15 protein-coding genes are annotated in these 18,421 nt (G+C 66.4%); 9 read left to right on the top strand and 6 right to left on the bottom strand.

Going from position 1 to position 18,421, the window contains the following annotated elements; translation table 11 throughout:
* Nucleotides 1-95: 95 nt before the first annotated feature.
* The 5 genes from ACFPPB_RS10500 to ACFPPB_RS10520 all read left to right on the top strand — a co-directional run bounded on the left by ACFPPB_RS10500 (nucleotide 96) and on the right by ACFPPB_RS10520 (nucleotide 4,298).
* Nucleotides 96-1,187, top strand: a complete 1,092-nt coding sequence (locus ACFPPB_RS10500; RefSeq protein ID WP_377326791.1) for an ABC transporter ATP-binding protein — start codon at nucleotides 96-98, stop codon at nucleotides 1,185-1,187.
* A gap of 68 nt (nucleotides 1,188-1,255) precedes the next feature.
* Complete coding sequence (locus tag ACFPPB_RS10505) at nucleotides 1,256-2,134, top strand: ParA family protein (protein ID WP_377326793.1); 879 nt, start codon at nucleotides 1,256-1,258, stop codon at nucleotides 2,132-2,134.
* Nucleotides 2,135-2,136: 2 nt separating this feature from the next.
* Complete coding sequence (locus tag ACFPPB_RS10510; RefSeq protein WP_377326795.1) at nucleotides 2,137-3,006, top strand: ParB/RepB/Spo0J family partition protein; 870 nt, start codon at nucleotides 2,137-2,139, stop codon at nucleotides 3,004-3,006.
* 142 nt (nucleotides 3,007-3,148) lie between these two features.
* Nucleotides 3,149-3,865, top strand: coding sequence for a glycosyltransferase (locus ACFPPB_RS10515; protein WP_377326797.1), 717 nt, complete (start codon nucleotides 3,149-3,151; stop codon nucleotides 3,863-3,865).
* A 64-nt stretch (nucleotides 3,866-3,929) separates the two neighbouring features.
* Nucleotides 3,930-4,298: a DUF488 domain-containing protein gene (locus tag ACFPPB_RS10520; protein ID WP_377326799.1), complete on the top strand. Its 369-nt coding sequence runs from the start codon at nucleotides 3,930-3,932 to the stop codon at nucleotides 4,296-4,298.
* 25 nt (nucleotides 4,299-4,323) lie between these two features.
* Here ACFPPB_RS10520 and ACFPPB_RS10525 read toward each other — a convergent pair whose 3' ends face one another.
* Nucleotides 4,324-5,271, bottom strand: a complete 948-nt coding sequence (locus ACFPPB_RS10525) for a patatin-like phospholipase family protein (protein ID WP_377326801.1) — start codon at nucleotides 5,269-5,271, stop codon at nucleotides 4,324-4,326.
* A 225-nt stretch (nucleotides 5,272-5,496) separates the two neighbouring features.
* Here ACFPPB_RS10525 and ACFPPB_RS10530 point away from each other — a divergent pair, with 225 nt between their 5' ends.
* Nucleotides 5,497-7,269 carry an SLC13 family permease gene (locus ACFPPB_RS10530; RefSeq protein WP_377326803.1) on the top strand — a complete coding sequence of 591 codons (1,773 nt, stop codon included), beginning with the start codon at nucleotides 5,497-5,499 and terminating at the stop codon, nucleotides 7,267-7,269.
* A gap of 266 nt (nucleotides 7,270-7,535) precedes the next feature.
* Here the strand turns inward: ACFPPB_RS10530 and ACFPPB_RS10535 are convergent, their stop codons facing one another.
* On the bottom strand, nucleotides 7,536-8,513 hold the full coding sequence (locus tag ACFPPB_RS10535; protein WP_377326805.1) for a helix-turn-helix transcriptional regulator: 978 nt from the start codon (nucleotides 8,511-8,513) through the stop codon (nucleotides 7,536-7,538).
* Between the two features lie 129 nt (nucleotides 8,514-8,642).
* Here ACFPPB_RS10535 and ACFPPB_RS10540 point away from each other — a divergent pair, with 129 nt between their 5' ends.
* Both ACFPPB_RS10540 and ACFPPB_RS10545 read left to right on the top strand, forming a co-directional pair.
* Nucleotides 8,643-9,542, top strand: a complete 900-nt coding sequence (locus ACFPPB_RS10540; RefSeq protein ID WP_377326807.1) for a hypothetical protein — start codon at nucleotides 8,643-8,645, stop codon at nucleotides 9,540-9,542.
* Nucleotides 9,543-9,629: 87 nt separating this feature from the next.
* Complete coding sequence (locus ACFPPB_RS10545; protein ID WP_377326809.1) at nucleotides 9,630-10,448, top strand: DUF481 domain-containing protein; 819 nt, start codon at nucleotides 9,630-9,632, stop codon at nucleotides 10,446-10,448.
* Nucleotides 10,449-10,517: 69 nt separating this feature from the next.
* Here ACFPPB_RS10545 and hemC read toward each other — a convergent pair whose 3' ends face one another.
* Nucleotides 10,518-11,435, bottom strand: coding sequence for a hydroxymethylbilane synthase (gene hemC, locus ACFPPB_RS10550; protein ID WP_377326811.1), 918 nt, complete (start codon nucleotides 11,433-11,435; stop codon nucleotides 10,518-10,520).
* A 136-nt stretch (nucleotides 11,436-11,571) separates the two neighbouring features.
* Between hemC and ACFPPB_RS10555 the strand changes: the two genes are divergently transcribed.
* Nucleotides 11,572-12,327 carry a Bax inhibitor-1/YccA family protein gene (locus tag ACFPPB_RS10555; protein WP_377326813.1) on the top strand — a complete coding sequence of 252 codons (756 nt, stop codon included), beginning with the start codon at nucleotides 11,572-11,574 and terminating at the stop codon, nucleotides 12,325-12,327.
* An 83-nt stretch (nucleotides 12,328-12,410) separates the two neighbouring features.
* On the opposite strand, the gene ACFPPB_RS10560 is transcribed toward ACFPPB_RS10555, so the two are convergent.
* The 3 genes from ACFPPB_RS10560 to ACFPPB_RS10570 form a co-directional block, all read right to left on the bottom strand.
* On the bottom strand, nucleotides 12,411-15,488 hold the full coding sequence (locus tag ACFPPB_RS10560; protein WP_377326815.1) for an efflux RND transporter permease subunit: 3,078 nt from the start codon (nucleotides 15,486-15,488) through the stop codon (nucleotides 12,411-12,413).
* Between the two features lie 8 nt (nucleotides 15,489-15,496).
* The gene (locus ACFPPB_RS10565; protein WP_377326817.1) at nucleotides 15,497-16,657 is read right to left on the bottom strand and encodes an efflux RND transporter periplasmic adaptor subunit; all 1,161 of its coding nucleotides are present in this window, start codon (nucleotides 16,655-16,657) and stop codon (nucleotides 15,497-15,499) included.
* An 82-nt stretch (nucleotides 16,658-16,739) separates the two neighbouring features.
* Nucleotides 16,740-18,248 (bottom strand): efflux transporter outer membrane subunit, encoded by a 1,509-nt coding sequence (locus ACFPPB_RS10570; protein WP_377326819.1) that lies wholly within the window; start codon nucleotides 18,246-18,248, stop codon nucleotides 16,740-16,742.
* Nucleotides 18,249-18,421 lie beyond the last annotated feature (173 nt).

Genomic DNA, 18,421 nt, shown 5'->3' on the forward strand with positions numbered 1-18,421 from the left:
ACATTGGCAGAATAGCCGAATGCCCCGCCGAAGTGTGCAGACCTGCGCACGCTCCGCCGGGACGGCCATCGTGGCCACCCGCACCGGAGATGTTGATGGCCGCCGTACAACTGGACCAGCTGCGCAAGGTCTACCCCAATGGCAATGTCGGCGTGGCTGGCGCCAGTTTCGAGATTGCCGACGGCGAACTGCTGGTGCTGGTGGGACCGTCCGGCTGCGGCAAGACCACCTTGCTGCGGATGATCGCCGGGCTGGAAACGATCAGTGGCGGCACGCTCAGCATCGGCGGTCGCGTGGTCAACGAGGTCGCCCCGAAGGATCGCGACATCGCCATGGTGTTCCAGAACTATGCGCTGTATCCGCACATGACCGTAGCCGAGAATCTCGGTTTCGGCCTGCGCCTGCGTGGGCACAAACAGGCCGACATCGACCAGCGTGTCGCCGCGGCCGCCAGGACGCTGGAACTGGAAGCCCGGCTCGGCTCGCGCCCGGCCGCGCTGTCCGGCGGGCAACGTCAGCGGGTGGCGCTGGGCCGGGCGCTGGTGCGCGATCCGAAGGTGTTCCTGCTGGATGAGCCGCTGTCCAATCTCGATGCCAAGCTGCGGCTGTCGATGCGGGTGGAAATCGCGCGGCTGCATCGGCAGCTCAAGGCCACCATGATCTACGTCACCCACGACCAGATCGAGGCCATGACTCTGGGCCAGCGTATCGTGGTGCTGGACGGCGGGGTGATCCAGCAGATCGACACGCCGATGAATCTGTACCAGAAACCGGCCAACCTGTTCGTGGCCGGTTTCGTCGGCAGTCCGGCGATGAACCAGCTACACGGCACGCTGCGCCACAATCATGGCTGGGTGCTCGCCACCGCGCACGGGGATATCGCGCTGGGCGATCCGCCGCAGGCGGCGGTCTGGCAACCGTGGCGCGATCGCGAGGTGGTGCTGGGGATTCGTCCGGAAGACCTGCAGCCGCGGGATGCCGGCGATGCCGCGCTCAGCGCCCAGCTGGAAGTGCTGGAACCGGTCGGCAACGAGGTTTTTCTCAACCTGCGCTACGGCGCGCAGGCACTGGTCTCGCGGGTGTCGCCACGGACCTTGCCCGAACCGGGCAGCACGGTCCCGCTGGGGCTGGCGGCGCCGCGGCTGCACCTGTTCGATGCTGCCGGCGGCGCTCGGATCGGGCCTTGAGGGTGGGCAGCGCTCGGCTGGACGAGGCATTACACTAACCCTCTCCCGCGTACGGTAGCTATCCATCCATGGCCCGCATCATCGCTGTCGCCAACCAGAAGGGCGGCGTCGGCAAGACCACCACTGCCGTCAATCTCGCCGCTGCGCTGGCCGCCGCGAAGCGCAAGGTATTGCTGGTCGACCTGGATCCGCAGGGCAACGCCACGATGGCCTCGGGCATCAACAAGCGCGATGCCAAGCCGGGCGGCTGCGAAGTGCTGCTGGAGGAAGTGGAGATCGCCGCGGCGATCGTGCCGACCGACGCGCATTACGACCTGCTGCCGGGCAACGGCGACCTCACCGCCGCCGAGCTGAAGCTGATGGATGCGCTGGCGCGCGAGCACCGGCTGAAGGATTTGCTGGTGAAGATCTCGGCGGACTACCACACCATCCTGATCGACTGCCCGCCGTCGCTGAACCTGCTCACCCTGAATGCGCTGACCGCCGCCGACGGCGTGCTGATCCCGGTACAATGCGAATATTTCGCGCTGGAAGGCCTGTCCAGCCTGCTCGACACGGTCAGGGCGGTGCGCCACCGGCTGAATCCAAAGCTGGAGATCGAGGGCTTGCTGCGTACCATGTACGACGTGCGCAACAACCTCGGCAACGAGGTCTCCGCCCAGCTTACCCAGCATTTCGGCGACAAGGTGCTGCGTTCGATCATCCCGCGCAACGTGCGCCTGGCCGAAGCGCCCAGCCATGGCCAGCCGATCCACCTGTACGACCGCAGCTCGCGCGGCGCGATCGCCTACATCGGCCTGGCCGGCGAGATCATCCGGCGCGAGCGTGCGCTGACGCGCACCGATCACGTCGATCCGGTCCAAGACATTGAAACGCCCGCGGCAGCACCCGCGCACGGCGACAGCGGCCCGACGCTCAAGGCGCCGGCCGCCAATCATCAGGAATGAGCATGGCAGCTGCAAAGAAACGTGGATTGGGGCGCGGGCTCGATGCCCTGCTCGGCGGCGACGGTGACGCTTTGCCGTCGATGATCGCGCAGGAAGGCGAGCTGCGCATGCTGCCGATCCAGCAGATCCAGCCGGGCAAGTACCAGCCGCGCCGGCACTGGAACGACGAGGCACTGGACGAGCTGGCCGCGTCGATCAAGGCGCAGGGCCTCATCCAGCCGGTGGTGGTGCGCGAGATCGGCAAGCACCGCTACGAGCTGATCGCCGGCGAGCGCCGCTGGCGCGCCGCGCAGCGCGCCCAGCTGGCCGAGATGCCGGCCCTCGTGAAGAACGTGCCGGAGGCGGCGGTGCCGGCGATGGCGCTGATCGAGAACATCCAGCGCCAGGACCTCACTCCGCTGGAAGAAGCCGATGCGCTGAAGCGCCTGATTGACGATTTCGACCTCACCCATCAGCAGGCCGCCGACGCGGTTGGCCGCTCGCGCGCCGCCGTGTCCAACCTGCTGCGTCTTACCGAGCTGCCCGCTTCGATCAAGAAGCTGCTCGACGAGGGCAAGCTGGAGATGGGCCACGCCCGCTGCCTGCTGACCCTGCCCGAGCGCGACGCGGAAAGGCTGGCGCTGGAAGCGGCGCGCAACGGCTGGAGCGTGCGTGAACTGGAAGAGGCTGCGCGCCGCGCGCAGCACGCGCCCAAAGGCAAGGCAAAGAGCGCGCCGTCGCGCGATGCCAACATCGCCGATCTGGAACGCCAGCTCAGCGAACGCTTCGCCACCCGGGTCGAACTGGCCCAGGGCCGCGCAGGTCGCGGCAAGCTGGTGATCCACTACCACAGCAACGACGAACTGGACGGGATTCTCGGCAAGATCCGCTGAGGGCACCCCCGATGTAGGAGCGCACCCTGTGCGCGATGCTCTTGGCCAACGCTGCTGAATGCCATCGCGCGCAGGGTGCGCTCCTACAGGGAGGCGGGATCGGCGATAATCGGGCGCTCATCGCATTCCTCGGACTGGCCCCATGCCGCAACTCTCCGTCGTCGTTCCCGTCTTCAACGAGCGCGACAACATTCCGCCGTTGCTCGCCGAGATCGCCGCCGCGCTGCGCGGCAAGGTCGACTACGAAGTCATCTACATCGATGACGATTCCAGCGATGACAGCCGCGCCGTGCTGGCCGCGCAGAAGCTCGGTCATCCGGAACTGCGGGTGCTGCACCACGTGACCCGCAGCGGACAGAGCACGGCGGTGTGGAACGGCGTGCGCGAAGCCCGGTCGCCGTGGATCGCCACGCTGGACGGCGATGGCCAGAACGATCCGGCCGATATTCCCAAGCTGCTCGCCGCCCGCGCCACCGCAGCGCCCGAGACGCGGCTGTTCGCCGGCTGGCGCACCACCCGCCGCGACAGTTTCAACAAGCGGATTTCATCGAAGATCGCCAACGCGGTGCGCTCGCGCATGCTGAAGGATGCCACGCCCGACACCGGTTGCGGCCTGAAGCTGTTCGAGCGCGAGGTATTCCTTCGGCTGCCCTACTTCGATCACATGCACCGCTATCTGCCGGCGCTGGTCAAGCGCGCCGGCTTCCAGAGCCAGAGTGTGCCGGTGGGCCACCGGCCGCGCATGGCCGGCGTGTCCAAGTACGGCATGCTGGACCGGCTGTGGGTAGGGCTGGCCGATCTGCGCGGCGTGGCGTGGCTGATGCGCCGCGGCAAGGTGACCAGGGTCGAGGAACTCTGACCCGTATCACGCCGGACCGATGCGGTCGTCGTATGCTGGGGATCTGCCTTGCGTGACATCGCCCATGAGCATTGCCGTCAAACGTGTCTACGAGCCCGCCGCGAAAGCCGATGGCTATCGCGTGCTGATCGACCGGTTGTGGCCCCGCGGCCTGAAGAAGGACGCCGTGCCGCTGGATTTGTGGGCGAAGGAATTGGCGCCGTCCAAGGCCTTGCGCCAGTGGTTCGGGCACGACCCGGTGCGCTGGGACGGTTTCCGTCACCGCTACGCCAGCGAGCTGGATGCCGCCGCCGAGCATTGGCGTCCGCTGGCCGAGCGGGCGGCGCGGCATCCGGTCACCTTGCTCTACGGCGCGCGCGACGAGGAGCACAACAATGCCGTCGCGCTGAAGGCGTACCTGGAAAACTGGCTGCACATGCACGGTCCGCGCTGAGAGTGCGGGCGGCCGGAGCCGTCGGTCAGGACGGGCGCAGCGGCGTGGCGGATTTCGACCAGCCGGCCAACGCTTCGCGGGCTTCCTCGCGACCGCGTTCGATCAGTTCGCGGGCGCGATAGAACTCGTAGGCGGTCGACATGTTGCGTGGCAGCTGGATCAGCAGATCCGGCTCGTAGGCCGCCAGCCGCATGCGCGAAAGGTTGGCCTGCATCAGATCCATCGACTGGTTGAGCAGGTCCAGCGCACTCGGTTCGCGCGGTTTGTCTTCGCTGTGCGGCAGTATCCGGCTGAAGAATTCGCCGACCTGGCGACCAAAGCCGCCCTCCTCGGTGCGGTCGGTCTCATCGGCCGCGGCGGGCGCGGTCCGCGCCGAACCGTCCATGCTGACGGCGAACAGATAATCGGCCGTATCGCGGATCAGAGGCGTCACCGGCACCGGATTCAGCAGTGCGCCGTCGACCAGCCGGCGGCCATCGAGATGGTGTGGCCGGAACACGGTGGGAATCGCGATCGAGGCGCGGATCGCGTCGAACAGCGAACCGCGGGTCAGCCATATCTCGCGGTCGCGATCGAGATCGGTGGCGACCGCGGTGAAGGCGAGCGGCAGCTCTTCGATGCAGACGTCGCCGATCAGTTCGCGCAAGGTGCCGATGATACGCTCCCCCTTGATCAGGCCGCCGCCGGAAAACGTCCAGTCGAGCAGCTTGAACACGTCGAATTTCGCCAGCGTGCAGACCCAGTCGCGATACACGTCCAGCCTGCCCATCGCATATACGCCGCCGATCAGCGCGCCCATCGAGGTGCCGGCGATGGCGGTGATCTCGAACCCCTGCGCCACGATCTCCTCGATCGCGCCGATATGCGCCAGCCCTTTCGCGCCGCCGGCACCGAGTGCCAGCGCCACGGTCGGCTTGCGCGTTCCGGTGGACGGTTCGGGCACGATCGACGGGGCGGAATCGTGGGCCTTCATGGTTTACCTTCAATCACGGATAGCATGCGTTGTCTTGCTCATGCTGCTCCTGTTTCGACACGCCGGGACGCAGAGGGCTTATGTCAAGACGAGCCAAGTCTGCGCCGGCTGGTTAGGATGAAGCCAAGCCGCTGTGGCAACAAGCCCCTGGAATCATTGCATGCCCTTCATTGACCGAGCGCTGTTCCGACCGCGATTCCGCCTTGCGTCGACGGGAGTTGCCGCATGAGCTGGCAGGGCTGGGCCACCATGGCGGTGATCGTGGTGGCGATGGGCTTGTTCGCCAGCGAGAAGCTGCGCATCGACCTGGTGGCGCTGCTTGTGCTGGCGGCGTTGGTGATCCTGGGCATCGTCAGCCCGGTCGAGGCGTTGAGCGGATTCAGCAATGAGGCCACCGTGACGGTGGCGGCGATGTTCGCGCTGAGCCTGGGCATCGAACGCTCCGGCGTGCTGGAGCCCTTGACCCGGCTGCTGATGCGGATCAGGCGGCCGTGGCTGCTGACCCTGGCGCTGATGCTGGTGATCGCCCCGCTGGGCGCCTTCATCAAGAACATCGCGCTGGTCGCCACCTTCGTGCCGCTGGCCTTGCGCGTGTGCCAGCGCACGCAGACTTCGCCGGCGCGCGTGCTGATGCCGATGGCCTACGCCGCACAGATGGGTGGCGTGTGCACGCTGATCGGCACGTCCTCGAACCTGCTGGCGGACAGTCTGGCGCAGGAGCACGGCATGGCTGCCTTCGGCGTCTTCGAATTCACCCGCATGGGCGTGGTGCTGGCGGTGGTCGGCATCGTCTATCTGGTACTGGTCGGCCGCTGGCTGCTGCCGCGCCAGTTGAATGCCGAGATGCCCGAACAGGAAGACATCGGCAAATACGTGACCGAACTCGAAGTGACCGGGCACTCATCGCTGGTGGGCAGCAGCATCGCCGACGCCAGGCTGGGCGAGCGGTTTGGCGTCTATCCGCTGGAGCTGCTGCGCGGCGAGAAGCGCATGTGGTCGCCGCGCAGCCAGAAGATCGCGGCCGGCGACGTGCTGCTGGTGCGTGGCGACTGGGAGAAGATCGAGGATTTCCGGCACGGCGCCGGACTGCGCAACGCACCGGACAGCCGCTACGCGCAGAATGCCGACCATTTGCGCGTGATGGTCGAGCTGATGGTCGCCCCGGCCAGTCCGATGGAAGGCCGCCGGCTGGAAGAAACCGGGTTGCGCTGGCGTTACGGCGCTGTGGCGCTGGCGATCCACCGCCGCGGCCAGCTGCTGCGCGACAAGCTCAGCGACGTCAGCCTCGCGGTGGGCGACGTGTTGCTGGTGCTGGTGTCCGAGGACGCGATGTCCAGCCTGCGCAACGACGAGGCGTTCATCGTGCTGAGCGAGCGCGAGGAGGCCCATCGCACCCCGCACAAGGCCTGGTACGCCGTCGCGATCATGTCCGCCGTGGTAGTCAGTTCCGCCCTGCACTGGCTGACGATCCCGATCGCGGCGATCTGCGGCGCCGCCGCGATGGCTCTGGCCGGTTGCTTTGGACGTAAAGACGTCTATGAGGGAATCGACTGGAAGATCATCATCCTGCTCGGCGCGATCCTACCGCTTGGCCTCGCCATCGAGCACAGCGGGCTGTCGCGCACGCTGGTGCACATGGGGTTTGGCGTGGTCGGCGAACACGGCCCGCTGGCCGGACTGCTGATGGTGTATCTGCTGACCGCACTGCTCACCGAGCTGATGGGACACAATCCGACGGTGGTGCTGATGGTGGGTATCGCCGTCTCGGTCGCACATGCGATGAACGTGGATCCGCGGCCGTTCGTGGTGGCTGTGGCGTTCGCTGCCGCCACCTCGTTCGCCACGCCGGTAGGCTATCCCACCAACACCATGGTTTATTACGCCGGCGGTTACCGCTTCACCGATTTCATGAAGGTGGGCATCCCGCTGATCCTGATCTTCTGCGCGCTGTCGATGTGGCTGATCCCGCAGTTCTGGCCGTTCCATCCGCCCCAATAGGACAGCGCGCTCTTCGCGTTTGCTCCCTCTCGCTCCGGGAGAGGGTTCACGGATCCAGCGCCGCTTATGCGAAACAGGCTCAGATGAAATTTCTGCGCGAGCGCCCGCCCCTCACCTCGATCCTCGGCAATTGCTCCCGACATTGCTCCACCTCCTGCATCCATGCAGTCCTCTCCCCAAAGAGGAGAGGAGGCGAACGTGCCGTGCAGGTTCGTTTCTTCGTGCAACCGGTTTGAATGGGGTCATTCGCCGGGACGAGACTCTCTTTATGCCTGGGCGTAGCCACCCAGGGCCAGTTGCAGCAGGATCTTCATTTCCTCGCGCAGCGGCAGCGGCGCCACCACTTCCGCATCCGGGCCGTACTTGAGCACGTCCATCAGCAGTTCCTTCGAGTTGGAGTAGGGCACTTTCAGTTCGTAGCGGCCGTCGCCCAGCCACTCGCCCTTCTGCTGCGAGTGCCAGTGTTCGTCGGCGACCCAGCGAGCGGCATGCGGCGAGAAACGGATGGTCGCCCAAGCCTTCGGCTTGCCCGCGAAGATGCCGTAGCTGGAGGCGAGCAGTTCGTTGAGATCGGTCTCGGCCACGTCGGTGGCGGCCGCGTCCAGCGACTGCGCCTCGACGATGCGATCGACCGCAAAACTGCGCAATGCCTCGCGGTCGTGATCCCATACGTCGAGATACCAGTTGTCGCGGTAATGGGTCAGCCGTTGCGGCGACACGGTGCGGCGGCTGTCGGCGTTGGTGGTGCGCGCGCGGTAGCGGAAGCGCAGCTGCCTGCGCTCCAGCACTGCGCCGGCGACGATTCGGAACACCTGCTGGTCCAGCTTGCGCTCGCCCCACGGGATCACCCGGATGCGTTCGATCGGCAGCGCCTTGCCGCTGCCCTGGTCGGACAGCAAGCCTTCGATGCGCGCCTTGAACGGCGCCAGCGCACCGGCCAGCACGCCGGGGCCGGAGCGGCTGATCAGTTCGTTCAGCGCCAGCAGCGCGGCCAGTTCGTCCGACGTCAGCCACAGTCCGGGCAGTTCGAACTTCTCGCCTTCGCCCACCTCGTAGCGGAACGCGGCCTGGTCGATTCCGGCGCTTTCGATCGGTGCGCCCAGCGCATCTCGCAGGAACGCCACATCGCGGTACAGCGTGGCGCGCGAACATTCCAGTTCGCCGAGCAGGCGCGACAGGGGAATCGGATAGTGCGCCGACTTCAGCAGGCGGTGCAGGGTCAGTATGCGTTCGTAGCGGTCCATGGCATTTCATCGAGGCATGCGTGGGTGCAGCGTTGTAGCATGGGAGCGTGCCGCGGTACTCGCAAGCCCGTCATCAGGATGACGGCACGCCTCCCTATCCTGACTTCACCGCTTTCAACCGGTCGATCCATGCAGCCTGTCCGCGAACTGCCGAATACGGTCAAGCCGGCCCATGGCCGGGACATACGGACGGCGTATTGGCGAGCCGAGTCGGTGGCGCCGTTGTGGCGGATATTGGCGGCCAGCGGCTACGGCTTGTGGGCCTGGCTGGGGCTGGCCTTGATGCTCGAGCTGTACCCGGCCGGCCGCAACGGTACCTTGTTGCCGCTGTGCGCGGGCACCGTGCTGGTGGGCATCGGCCTGCTGGCGGCCTGTCTGCCATGGCGCGGGGCACCGGATTGGTATGGCTGGTATCCGCGGCGGGACAGCCGCCCGAACCGCGCGGCACTGCTGGCGCTGGTCACATTCCTGCCGATGCTGGCCGTGGCCGGGCTGGTGCGCGGCGACAACATCTTCTGGGCGACCCGGCTGGCCGGTGCGATGCTGGCGCTGTGCAGCGTGGCCAGCCTCGCGTATGCGGGGCACCGCTTTCGGCATCAGCTGTCGCCCACCGTGCAGCGGGCGTCGGCGGCATTACCGCTCAGCAGGATGGTCTTCGCCGGCTACGCCGGCGGACTGTGGCTCTGGCTCTGCACCCTGGTCCAGGGCGACCTGGTGGCTCCACCCGGCCTTTATCCATGGATCTTGCTGCTGCTGACGCTTGCCTTGCTGCTGGGCTTGCTGGAAGGCCAGGGTTGGCGGTCGTTGGCAAGGCTGGGACCGCGGGAAGGCGCCGCCGAGCAGGCGCTGCAGCCGGCGCGCTTTGCAGCGGCATTGTTTATCTACGTATTTCCATGCATCGCCTTGTTGCTGGCCAGGCAGAATGGGGTCGACCTGATCGCGGCGGCGCTGGCGGTGCCCAGCTGCCTGCTGGGCAAATGGCTGGAGCGTTGCCTGTATGAATCGCTGCTGCGCGGCGCCGCAGCCTGACGGTCTGGCCGGCTTCGTTCATTGCGAGTTCAAGCCTTGCCGTTAAGGTAACGAATTACTGTTAATTAACAAACGGACTGTTCACCGATGAAAAAGACCTTGATCACCGGCCTGCTGCTGGCTGCCTTCGCCAGCTTCACCGCGCAGGCCCAGGATGCCACGAGCGACCCCGCCGCCAGCGCCAACAACGGCGGCTGGAGCGGATCGGGCGAGTTCGGCTTTGCCTCGGCCACCGGCAACACGCGTTCGGAGAACGTCAATGCCAAGCTCGGCCTGAACCAGGAAAACGAGCAGTGGAAGAACAACTTCTACGTCGATGCGCTGCGTTCCAAGAGCCAGCAGAAAGTGGTCGATGCGGCCGGCAATACGGTCGAGCAGTTCAATACCACAGCGAACCGCTATGACGGCGGCGCCTCGGTCGGCTACAAGCTCGATCCGCGCAGCTACATCGTCGGCGCCGCCCGCTACGAGCATGACGACTTCGGCGCGAACCGGTGGCAGGGCGTGGTCTCGCTCGGTTACGGCTACATCGCCCTGAAGGACGAGCGCAACGAGCTCTCGTTCGAAATCGGTCCCGGTTACAAGCGTTACCGCCCGGCCGACGTCAATGTACTGGTCAACGGCGTAATGATGCCGCAGCAGCAGACGACACAGGGCGAAGCCGTGGCCCGCGGCCTGATCAACTACAAGTACAAGCTCACCAGCAACACCGCGTTCGAGAACACGTTCCTGATGGAAGCGGGTTCGAAGAACACCTACCTGCAGAACGACGCCGGCCTGGCGGTCAGCATGACCAAGAAGATGGCGCTGAAAGTCGGCTTCCAGGTCCGTCACAACAGCGACGTGCTGGCGGGCGTCAAGAAGACGGACACGCTGACCACGACCAATCTGGTCTACAGCTTCTAAGCCGAGGTCCGCCAGGCGCGTCGGCGACGGCCCTTCCGTGCATGCGGGAGGGCCGTTTGCATTGGGGCGTCAGAGTCCGAGCAGTTCGCCGGCGCCCTGGACGAGCAAGGCCGCCGCGACTTCGCGGCCCAGCGCTTGTGCCTGATCGACGGGTCCGCTGCCGTTGGCATGCAGCAAGCGGCCGCTGGCCGCATCGCCGACCATGCCGCGCAGATGCAGGCCGTGTTCGCCCAATACGCACCAGGCGCCGACCGGCACCGTGCAGCTGCCGCCAAGCGCCTGGTTCATCGAGCGTTCGGCGCTGACGGTCAGTCGCGTGTCGGCGTCGTCGAGCGCGGCGAGCAGGCTCAGAACGCCCAAGTTGTTGTCACACGCCTCGATCGCGATCGCCGCCTGGCCCGGTGCCGGCAGCCAGTCCGGCGCGGCCAGCCGCGAGCGGATGCGGGCGGCCAGGCCCAGCCGTTCCAGGCCGGCGCAGGCCAGCACGATGGCGTCGTAGTCGCCGGCATCGAGCTTGCCCAGCCGGGTGCCAACATTGCCGCGCAGGTCGAGCAGGACCAGATCCGGCCGCAGCGCGCGCAGCTGCGCCTGCCGCCGCAATGACGAAGTGCCGACGCGCGCACCGTGCGGCAACGCCAGGAGATCCGCATGGTCGTTGCTGACGAACGCATCGGCCGCGTCCGCCCGCGGCAGGATCGCCGGCAGCACGAAACCCGGTTCCAGTTGTGCCGGCACGTCTTTCAGCGAATGCACGGCCAGATCGGCGCGGCCTTCCAGCATCGCCATCTCCAGTTCCTTCAGGAACAGGCCCTTGCCGCCTATCGTCGCCAGTGACTGGTCGAGGATCTCGTCGCCGCGAGTGCTCATCGGCACCAGGTCCACCGCCAGCCCCGGATGCGCCGCGCGCAGCAGGGCGGCGACGTGCTCGGCCTGCCACAGCGCGAGCGCGCTCTTGCGGGTGGCGATACGCAAGGTGGAGGGATTCATCGGAACTCCGCGGCATTCGGCAAGGTCGCATTGTCGCGTAGTTTCCGCGCCGCGGCCCAGCGGCGTATCCGCGCAGGGCGGGGTGCGCCGTCCGCGGCGGACGGTTACGATGGTTGGCATCTCACGGGAGTTCATCATGCAAAGCGGCAACCCGGCACTCAACAAGAACACTTTCCTCGACGCCGCCAGCGGTGCGGTCGTCGCGCATGGCGACGAGGCCATGACGATCAACGGCACGGTCAACAAGACCGGCTTTCTGCTGATTCTCGTCCTGCTCGGCGCGATGTTCAGCTGGAGCCAGTTCAGCGGTCCGGCCAGCATGCCGGCGATGCTCCCGCTGATGCTTGGCGGCGCGATCGGCGGCCTGATCCTGGCCTTGATCACTTCGTTCAAGAAGACCTGGGCACCGGTCACCGCGCCGCTGTACGCGCTGGTGGAAGGCGTCTTCATCGGCGCGCTGTCGGCGATCTTCGAGATGCGCTATCCGGGCATCGTGATCCAGGCGGTGGGGCTTACCTTCGGGACCATGGCGGCGCTGCTGCTGGCCTATCGCAGCGGGCTGATCCGCGCTACCGAGAAGTTCAAACTCGGCATCGTCGCGGCCACTGGCGGCATCATGCTGCTGTATCTGGCCAACATGGCGATGGGCTTCTTCGGCCACTCGATGGGCTTCATCAACGGCCACAGCGGCATCGGCATCGCGTTCAGCGCGGTGGTGGTGGTGATCGCGGCGCTGAACCTGATCCTCGATTTCGACATGATCGAATCCGGCGTCAATGCCGGCGCACCGAAATACATGGAGTGGTACAGCGCATTCGCGCTGGTGGTCACGCTGGTCTGGCTGTACCTGGAACTGCTGCGGCTGCTGTCGAAGCTGCAATCGCGCAACTGAGCGGCCCCGCCATCAGGCGGCGCATTGCACGGTCAATGCAAAAAGAAAGGCGCCGGTGACCGCGCCTTTCTTCTGTCGATCGCTCAGACTTGCGTCGTCGGATCCGGTCCCGCCAGGAGTGGATCGTCCGCCGGTTGGCGGCCGCCGTGGTGATCGGCGGCCAGCAGCATGTAGAACGCGGGCACCACGAACAGGGTGAACAAGGTGCCGATCGCCAGGCCGGTGGAGATCACCAGGCCCATGTTGAAGCGGCCCGCCGCGCCCGCGCCCGAGGCGATCACCAGCGGCAGCACGCCCAGCACCATCGCCGCCGTGGTCATCAGGATCGGCCGCAGGCGCACCGCGGCGGCATGTTCGATCGCCTCGCGTTTGGACATGCCGGCGAGCTGCGACTGGTTGGCGAACTGCACGATCAGGATGCCGTGCTTGCTGATCAGGCCCATCAAGGTCACCAGGCCGACCTCGGTGTAGATGTTGAGGCTGGTGAACAGGTTGACGAAGATCAGCGCGCCGAACAGCGCCAGCGGCACCGAGACCAGGATCACGATCGGGTCGCGCAAGCTGTTGAACTGCGCGGCCAGGGCCAGGAACACGATGATCACTGCGAACAGCAAGGTCGCGCCGAAGCCGCCAGCCTCCTGCATGAACTGGCGCGACTGGCCGGCGTAATCCACCGTGTAGCCGGTCGGCGCCACCTGCTTCACCAGGTCGCGCAGGTAAGTCAGCGCGTCGCCCTGCGACAGCCCGCTGACGCCGGAGATCGTGGCCGAGTTCAACTGCTGGAAGCGGTTCAGCGACTGCGGCACCACTTGCCGGGTGATCTTGGCCACGGTGGAGGCCGGAATCACCGAACCGTTCGGCACCCGGATGTAGTAATCCAGCACCTGGCTCGGGTTGAGCCGGTCGACCTGCAATACCTGCGGTATCACCTGGTAGGAACGGCCGGAGATCGAGAAATAGTTGACGTAGCCGCCGCCCAGCGCCGAGCCGAGCGCGGCACCCACATCCTGCTGGGTCAACCCCAGCGTGGTGATCATGTCGCGGTCGAGGCTGACCGTGCTCTGCGGCTTGTCGACCTTGAGATCGGAGTCGACGAAGTAGAACTTGCCGCTGGCTTGCGCCTTCTGCAGCACTTCGGTGGCGACCGCATTGAGGTTCTCGAACGGCTCGGTGGTGGTGATCACCACCTGGATCGGTAGGCCAGATGCGCCCGGCAGCGGCGGAAACTGGAAGGCCGCCACCCGGGCGCCGGCGATGCCGCTCCACTTCTGCTGCAGGACCTGCTGCAGTTCGTGCGCGCTGCGGTGGCGCTGGTCCCACGGCTTGAACAGCACGCCGCCGATGCCCTGGTTGATGGTGGGCACGCCGGTCAACTGGAACATCTGCTCGTATTCCGGCAGCTGCCTGGACAGATCGAACATCTGTGTCGCGTAGACATTCATCTGCTGCGCCGTCGTGTTCGGCGAGCCCACGATCTGGCCGACCACGATGCCCTGGTCCTCTTCGGGAGCGAGTTCCGATTTCGAGGTCATGCCCAGCGCGATGGTGGCCAGCAACAGCAACCCGCTCATCACCAGAACCACCGACCAGGTCGACAAGGTGCCGTGCAGCATGCGCTGATAGCCGTGGTGCACGTGATCGAACTGGCGGTCGATGAACTGCACGAAGCGGTTGTTCTCCTGCTCGCTGCGGAAGAACTTCGCGCACATCATCGGCGACAAGGTCAGCGCGACCACCGCCGACACCGTTACCGCGCCGGCCAGGGTGAAGGCGAATTCGCTGAACAGCGCACCGGTCAGGCCTTTCTGGAAGCCGATCGGCACGTACACCGCGATCAGTACCACGGTCATCGCCAGGATCGGTCCGCCCAGCTCGCGTGCGGCGAGCAAGGCGGCCTGAAACGGCGTCTTGCCCTCCTCTTTCATGTGCCGGTCGACGTTTTCCACCACGATGATGGCGTCGTCCACCACCAGGCCGATCGCCAGCACCAGCGCCAGCAAGGTCAGCAGGTTGATCGAGTAGCCCAGTGCCAGCATCACGAAGAAGGTGCCGATCAGCGACAGCGGCATCGCGATCACCGGGATGATCACCGCGCGCAGGCTGCCCAGGAACAGGAAGATCACCAGGGTGACGATCAGCAGCGCTTCGGCCAGCGTCTTGACCACCTCGTTGATCGAGCTGTTCACGAACTCGGTGCCGTCGTAGACGATCTGTCCGGTCAGTCCGCTGGGCAACTGGCTCTGGATGTCGGGGAACGCATCGCGCACGCGCTTGGCCACATCCAGCACGTTCGCGTCGGGCGCGACCTTGATGCCGATGAACACCGAGCGCTTGCCGCTGAAGGCCACGTTGAAGTCGTAGTTTTCCGAGCCCAGCGAGACGGTGGCCACGTCCTGCAGCCGCACGATCGCCCCGTTGACCTGCTTGATCGCCAGCTGCTTGAACTCCTCGACGGAATGCAGGTTGCTGTCGGCGGTCAGGTCGACGGTCACCGCCTGGCCCTTGCTGGAGCCGACCGCGGCCAGGTAATTGTTGGAGGCCAGCGCCGCGTTCACGTCGCTGGCGGTGATGCCATGCGCCGCCATCTTGGTCGGGTCCAGCCAGGCACGCAGCGCGAACTGGCGTGCGCCGAGCAGCTCGGCGGTCTGCACGCCTTCGATCGAGTCGAGCTTGGGCTTGACCACGCGGGCGAGGTAGTCGGTGATGTTGTTGGTGGGCAGCACGTCGCTGTAGAAGCCCATGTACATCGCGTCGATCGTCTCGCCGACCTGCACCTTCAGCACCGGCTGCTGCGCCTGCGGCGGCAGCTGGTTCCGCACCGAGTTCGCCTGGGTGGTGATCTCGGTCAGTGCGCGGTTGGCGTCGTAGTTCAGGCGCAGGGTCGCGGTGATGGTCGACACGCCCTGCACGCTGCTGGAGGACAGGTAGTCGATGCCTTGCGCCTGCGAGATCGCCTGCTCCAGCGGCTGGGTGACGAAGCCGGCCATGGTCTGCGCGTCGGCACCGTAGTACGCGGTGGTGACGGTGACCGTGGCGTTCTCGGTCTTGGGGTACTGGCGCACGGTCAGGCTGCTGACGGCGCGCACGCCCAGCACCAGGATCAGCAGGCTGACGACCACCGCCAGCACCGGCTTGTTGATGAACAGGTCGGTGAATTTCATGGGTAGGCTCAGTGCTCCTGCGGCGCGGGATGGGCGCTGTCGGCCGGCTGCACGCTGTTGTCGATCGCGATCGGTGCGTCGTTCTTCAGCTTGATCTGGCCGCTGGTCACCACCACCGTGCCGGCGTCGATGCCCTTGAGGATGGCGACCTGATCGCCACGGGTGTCGCCCACCGTGACGAAGGTCTGCTTCACCGTGGGCGGCAGTGGCTGGCCCTTGTCGTCCTTGCCCTTGGACGGCTGCACCACGTACACCGTATCGCCATAGGGGTTGTAGACGATCGCGGCCTGCGGCAGGGTCAGCTGGCGCTGTTCTTTGCCGACATCGACGGTGACCTTGGCGAACATGCCCGGGGTGAGCGCCTTGTCGTGGTTGGGTACGGTCGCCTCGACCTGCACGTTGCGCGTGCCGAGGTCGACCTTGGGGTTGATCGCGCTGAGCTTGCCGGTGAAGTCGCGGCCGGCATACGCATCCAGCTTCAGGTTCACCGCCTGGCCCACCTGCAACCGGCCCAGTTCGCTCTGCGGCACATAGAAATCGACCAGCAGCGGGTCGAGCTGCTGCACGGTCACCACCGTGGCGCCGGCGCTGAGGTAGTCGCCGGGGCTCGTGGTGATGATGCCGGCGCGGCCGGTAAACGGCGCACGCAGCTGCTTCTTGGCCACCACCACTTTCTGCTGCGCCACCGCGGCCTGTTTCGCCTTGAGATCGGCGGTCGCGGTGTCGTAGTCGGCCTTGCTGATCGCCTGCGCCGCGAGCTGCTGGCGTGCCCGCTCGAAGGTGAGCTGGGACAGCTGGGCCGCTGCCTCGAACTGTTGCAGCTGGGCCACGTCGTCACCGTCGCGCAGCTGCAGCAGCACCTGGCCTTGCGTCACGTCCTGGCCGGATTTCAGGTTGACCCCGGTGACCAGGCCGGCCACGTCCATCGCCAGGTCCGCGCCGTTGGCCGCGCGCAACGTGCCGACGGCACTCAGCGCGGGTTGCCACGGCTGTTCGCGGGCGGCGGTGGTGCTGACCGTGAACGGCGCCGGTTTCGGCATGCCGTGGATCATGCGCACGACCAGCAGCACCTTGATGCCGGCGATCACGGCGATCAGCAGGAATATGCCGACGACCATCCAGATCATGCGCTTGGTGGTGCTGGGCTTCTTGTCGACGCGCGTGGGCATGCGCGAACTCCTTGGGTTATTGCGATCATCCACGATCGCGAAAGTCAAAAAGCGGACATCCTGTCCGCACTAGGTGATAGAGCTATGGCTTCTGGCTGGCTACCCGGGTGTCGCTGCGCCAGCCGCCGCCGAGGGCGGCATACAGCGCGGCGGTATCGGCTAGCCGTGCGCTGCGCGCCTTGATCAGTCCGATACGCGCCTGCTGATAGGTGCGTTGGGCGTCGAGCAGGTTGAGATAGCCGGTTGCGCCGAGCTGGAACTGCCGATGGACCAGGTCGAGCTGCTGCGACGCGGTGCTCTCGGCAATGGCTTGCGCGGCCAGGCCTTGCGCGTCGTAATCCAGGGCCTGCAGCGCATCGGCAACGTTCTGGAACGCGTTCAGTACGGTCTGCTGCCAGTCAGCCACCGCCTTGTCCATGCCGGCCCGTGCGGCGCGCTTCTTGTGCAGCAGCTCGCCGCCATGGAACAGCGGCTGGGTCAGGCCCAGGCCCAGCGACCAGGCGCCGGTGCCGGCGGAAAACAGGTCGCCGGCGCGCAGCGCCTCCGACCCGACGCTGCCGGATAGCGTGACCTGCGGCAGCATCGCCGCGGTGGCGACGCCGACCTGGGCCGAGGCCGCGTGCAGTTGCGCCGATGCGGCCCGGATGTCCGGACGCTGCTCGACCAGGTTTGACGGCAGGCTGACCGGGATGTCGGAGGGCAAGGTGACCGCGTCCAGCGTCAACGGCTGCAGCTGCAGTTGCGCCGGCGTGGTGCCGAGATAGCTGGCCAGCTGATTGCGGGTCGCGGCGAGCTGCGCGCGCAGCGGCGGCAAGGTCGCCTCGGTGGCGGCCAGCTGCGAACGTACCGCCAGCGTGTCGGACAACGACTTCGCGCCGATCTTCAGCTGCTTTTGCGCGATGTCCAGGCTCTCGCGCTGCATGTCGACGATCTGTTCGGTCGCGCGCACCTGCTCGCGCAGCGATGCTTCCTGCAGCGACGTGGTGACCACGTTCGCGGCCAGCGTCAGATAGGTGGTGTCGAGTTGCGCCTGCTGGTAATCCGCCTGCGCCAACTGCGCCTCGATCCCGCGGCGCACGCCACCGAACAGGTCCAGCGTATAGCCGACGCTGACCGAGGCGTTGTACACCGTGTACGGGCCACCGCTGCCGGTCTGGCGCGACTGCGCGGCCGATAGCTTCTGGCGGGTGGCGCCGGCGCCCAGGTCCGCCGATGGAAACAGGCCGCCGCGCGCGGCGTCGGCGTTCTCCCGGGCCTGGCGCAAGGCGGCCTGGGCCGAGGCGATCGACGGACTGTGCGCCAGCGCGGTGTTTACCCGGCGGGTCAGCTCGGGATTGTCGAACGTCGTCCACCAGCGCGCGGGCACGTCGTGGCCCTGCAGAAAACGCTGCGCGTCGCCGTCGGCGGCCTTGGCGGCGGCAGTGGCGGCTGGCAGCGGTTGTGCCGTGTAGCGATCCACCGGCGGCGCGTCAGGCCGGCGGTAATCGGGGCCGACGGCGCAACCGGCGACGGACAGACTGGCCAGCAGCGCGAGGACGAGGGCGGTACGGGCAAGCAGGGCGGGCTTCGAGTCGGGCAGGAGACTGGGCAAGGGAGTGACCTGGGGGGCAAGGGGGACGCCGCCGCAGACAATAACATACCGAATAGTTTACATATACATGACGATGGTCATTAGATGTGCATGACGATGGTCACAGGGCGGCGTACCGTTTTTCGGTCAACAGGAGCCCGGGACCGCTCGTCCGGCCCGGCGGTTGCCGTTAC

It is taken from the genome of Rhodanobacter terrae (assembly GCF_042657005.1).
In the GTDB taxonomy this organism is placed as follows: Bacteria; Pseudomonadota; Gammaproteobacteria; order Xanthomonadales; family Rhodanobacteraceae; genus Rhodanobacter; species Rhodanobacter terrae.

Bases quoted from the DNA above. Each gene is read 5' to 3' on its own strand.
- ACFPPB_RS10565 (WP_377326817.1), bottom strand. From the start codon at position 16,657: ATGCCCACGCGCGTCGACAAGAAGCCCAGCACCACCAAGCGCATGATC.
- ACFPPB_RS10555 (WP_377326813.1), top strand. From the start codon at position 11,572: ATGCAAAGCGGCAACCCGGCACTCAACAAGAACACTTTCCTCGACGCC.
- ACFPPB_RS10535 (WP_377326805.1), bottom strand. From the start codon at position 8,513: ATGGACCGCTACGAACGCATACTGACCCTGCACCGCCTGCTGAAGTCG.
- ACFPPB_RS10560 (WP_377326815.1), bottom strand. From the start codon at position 15,488: ATGAAATTCACCGACCTGTTCATCAACAAGCCGGTGCTGGCGGTGGTC.
- ACFPPB_RS10530 (WP_377326803.1), top strand. From the start codon at position 5,497: ATGAGCTGGCAGGGCTGGGCCACCATGGCGGTGATCGTGGTGGCGATG.
- ACFPPB_RS10540 (WP_377326807.1), top strand. From the start codon at position 8,643: ATGCAGCCTGTCCGCGAACTGCCGAATACGGTCAAGCCGGCCCATGGC.
- ACFPPB_RS10525 (WP_377326801.1), bottom strand. From the start codon at position 5,271: ATGAAGGCCCACGATTCCGCCCCGTCGATCGTGCCCGAACCGTCCACC.
- ACFPPB_RS10505 (WP_377326793.1), top strand. From the start codon at position 1,256: ATGGCCCGCATCATCGCTGTCGCCAACCAGAAGGGCGGCGTCGGCAAG.
- ACFPPB_RS10510 (WP_377326795.1), top strand. From the start codon at position 2,137: ATGGCAGCTGCAAAGAAACGTGGATTGGGGCGCGGGCTCGATGCCCTG.
- ACFPPB_RS10515 (WP_377326797.1), top strand. From the start codon at position 3,149: ATGCCGCAACTCTCCGTCGTCGTTCCCGTCTTCAACGAGCGCGACAAC.
- hemC (WP_377326811.1), bottom strand. From the start codon at position 11,435: ATGAATCCCTCCACCTTGCGTATCGCCACCCGCAAGAGCGCGCTCGCG.
- ACFPPB_RS10520 (WP_377326799.1), top strand. From the start codon at position 3,930: ATGAGCATTGCCGTCAAACGTGTCTACGAGCCCGCCGCGAAAGCCGAT.
- ACFPPB_RS10500 (WP_377326791.1), top strand. From the start codon at position 96: ATGGCCGCCGTACAACTGGACCAGCTGCGCAAGGTCTACCCCAATGGC.
- ACFPPB_RS10545 (WP_377326809.1), top strand. From the start codon at position 9,630: ATGAAAAAGACCTTGATCACCGGCCTGCTGCTGGCTGCCTTCGCCAGC.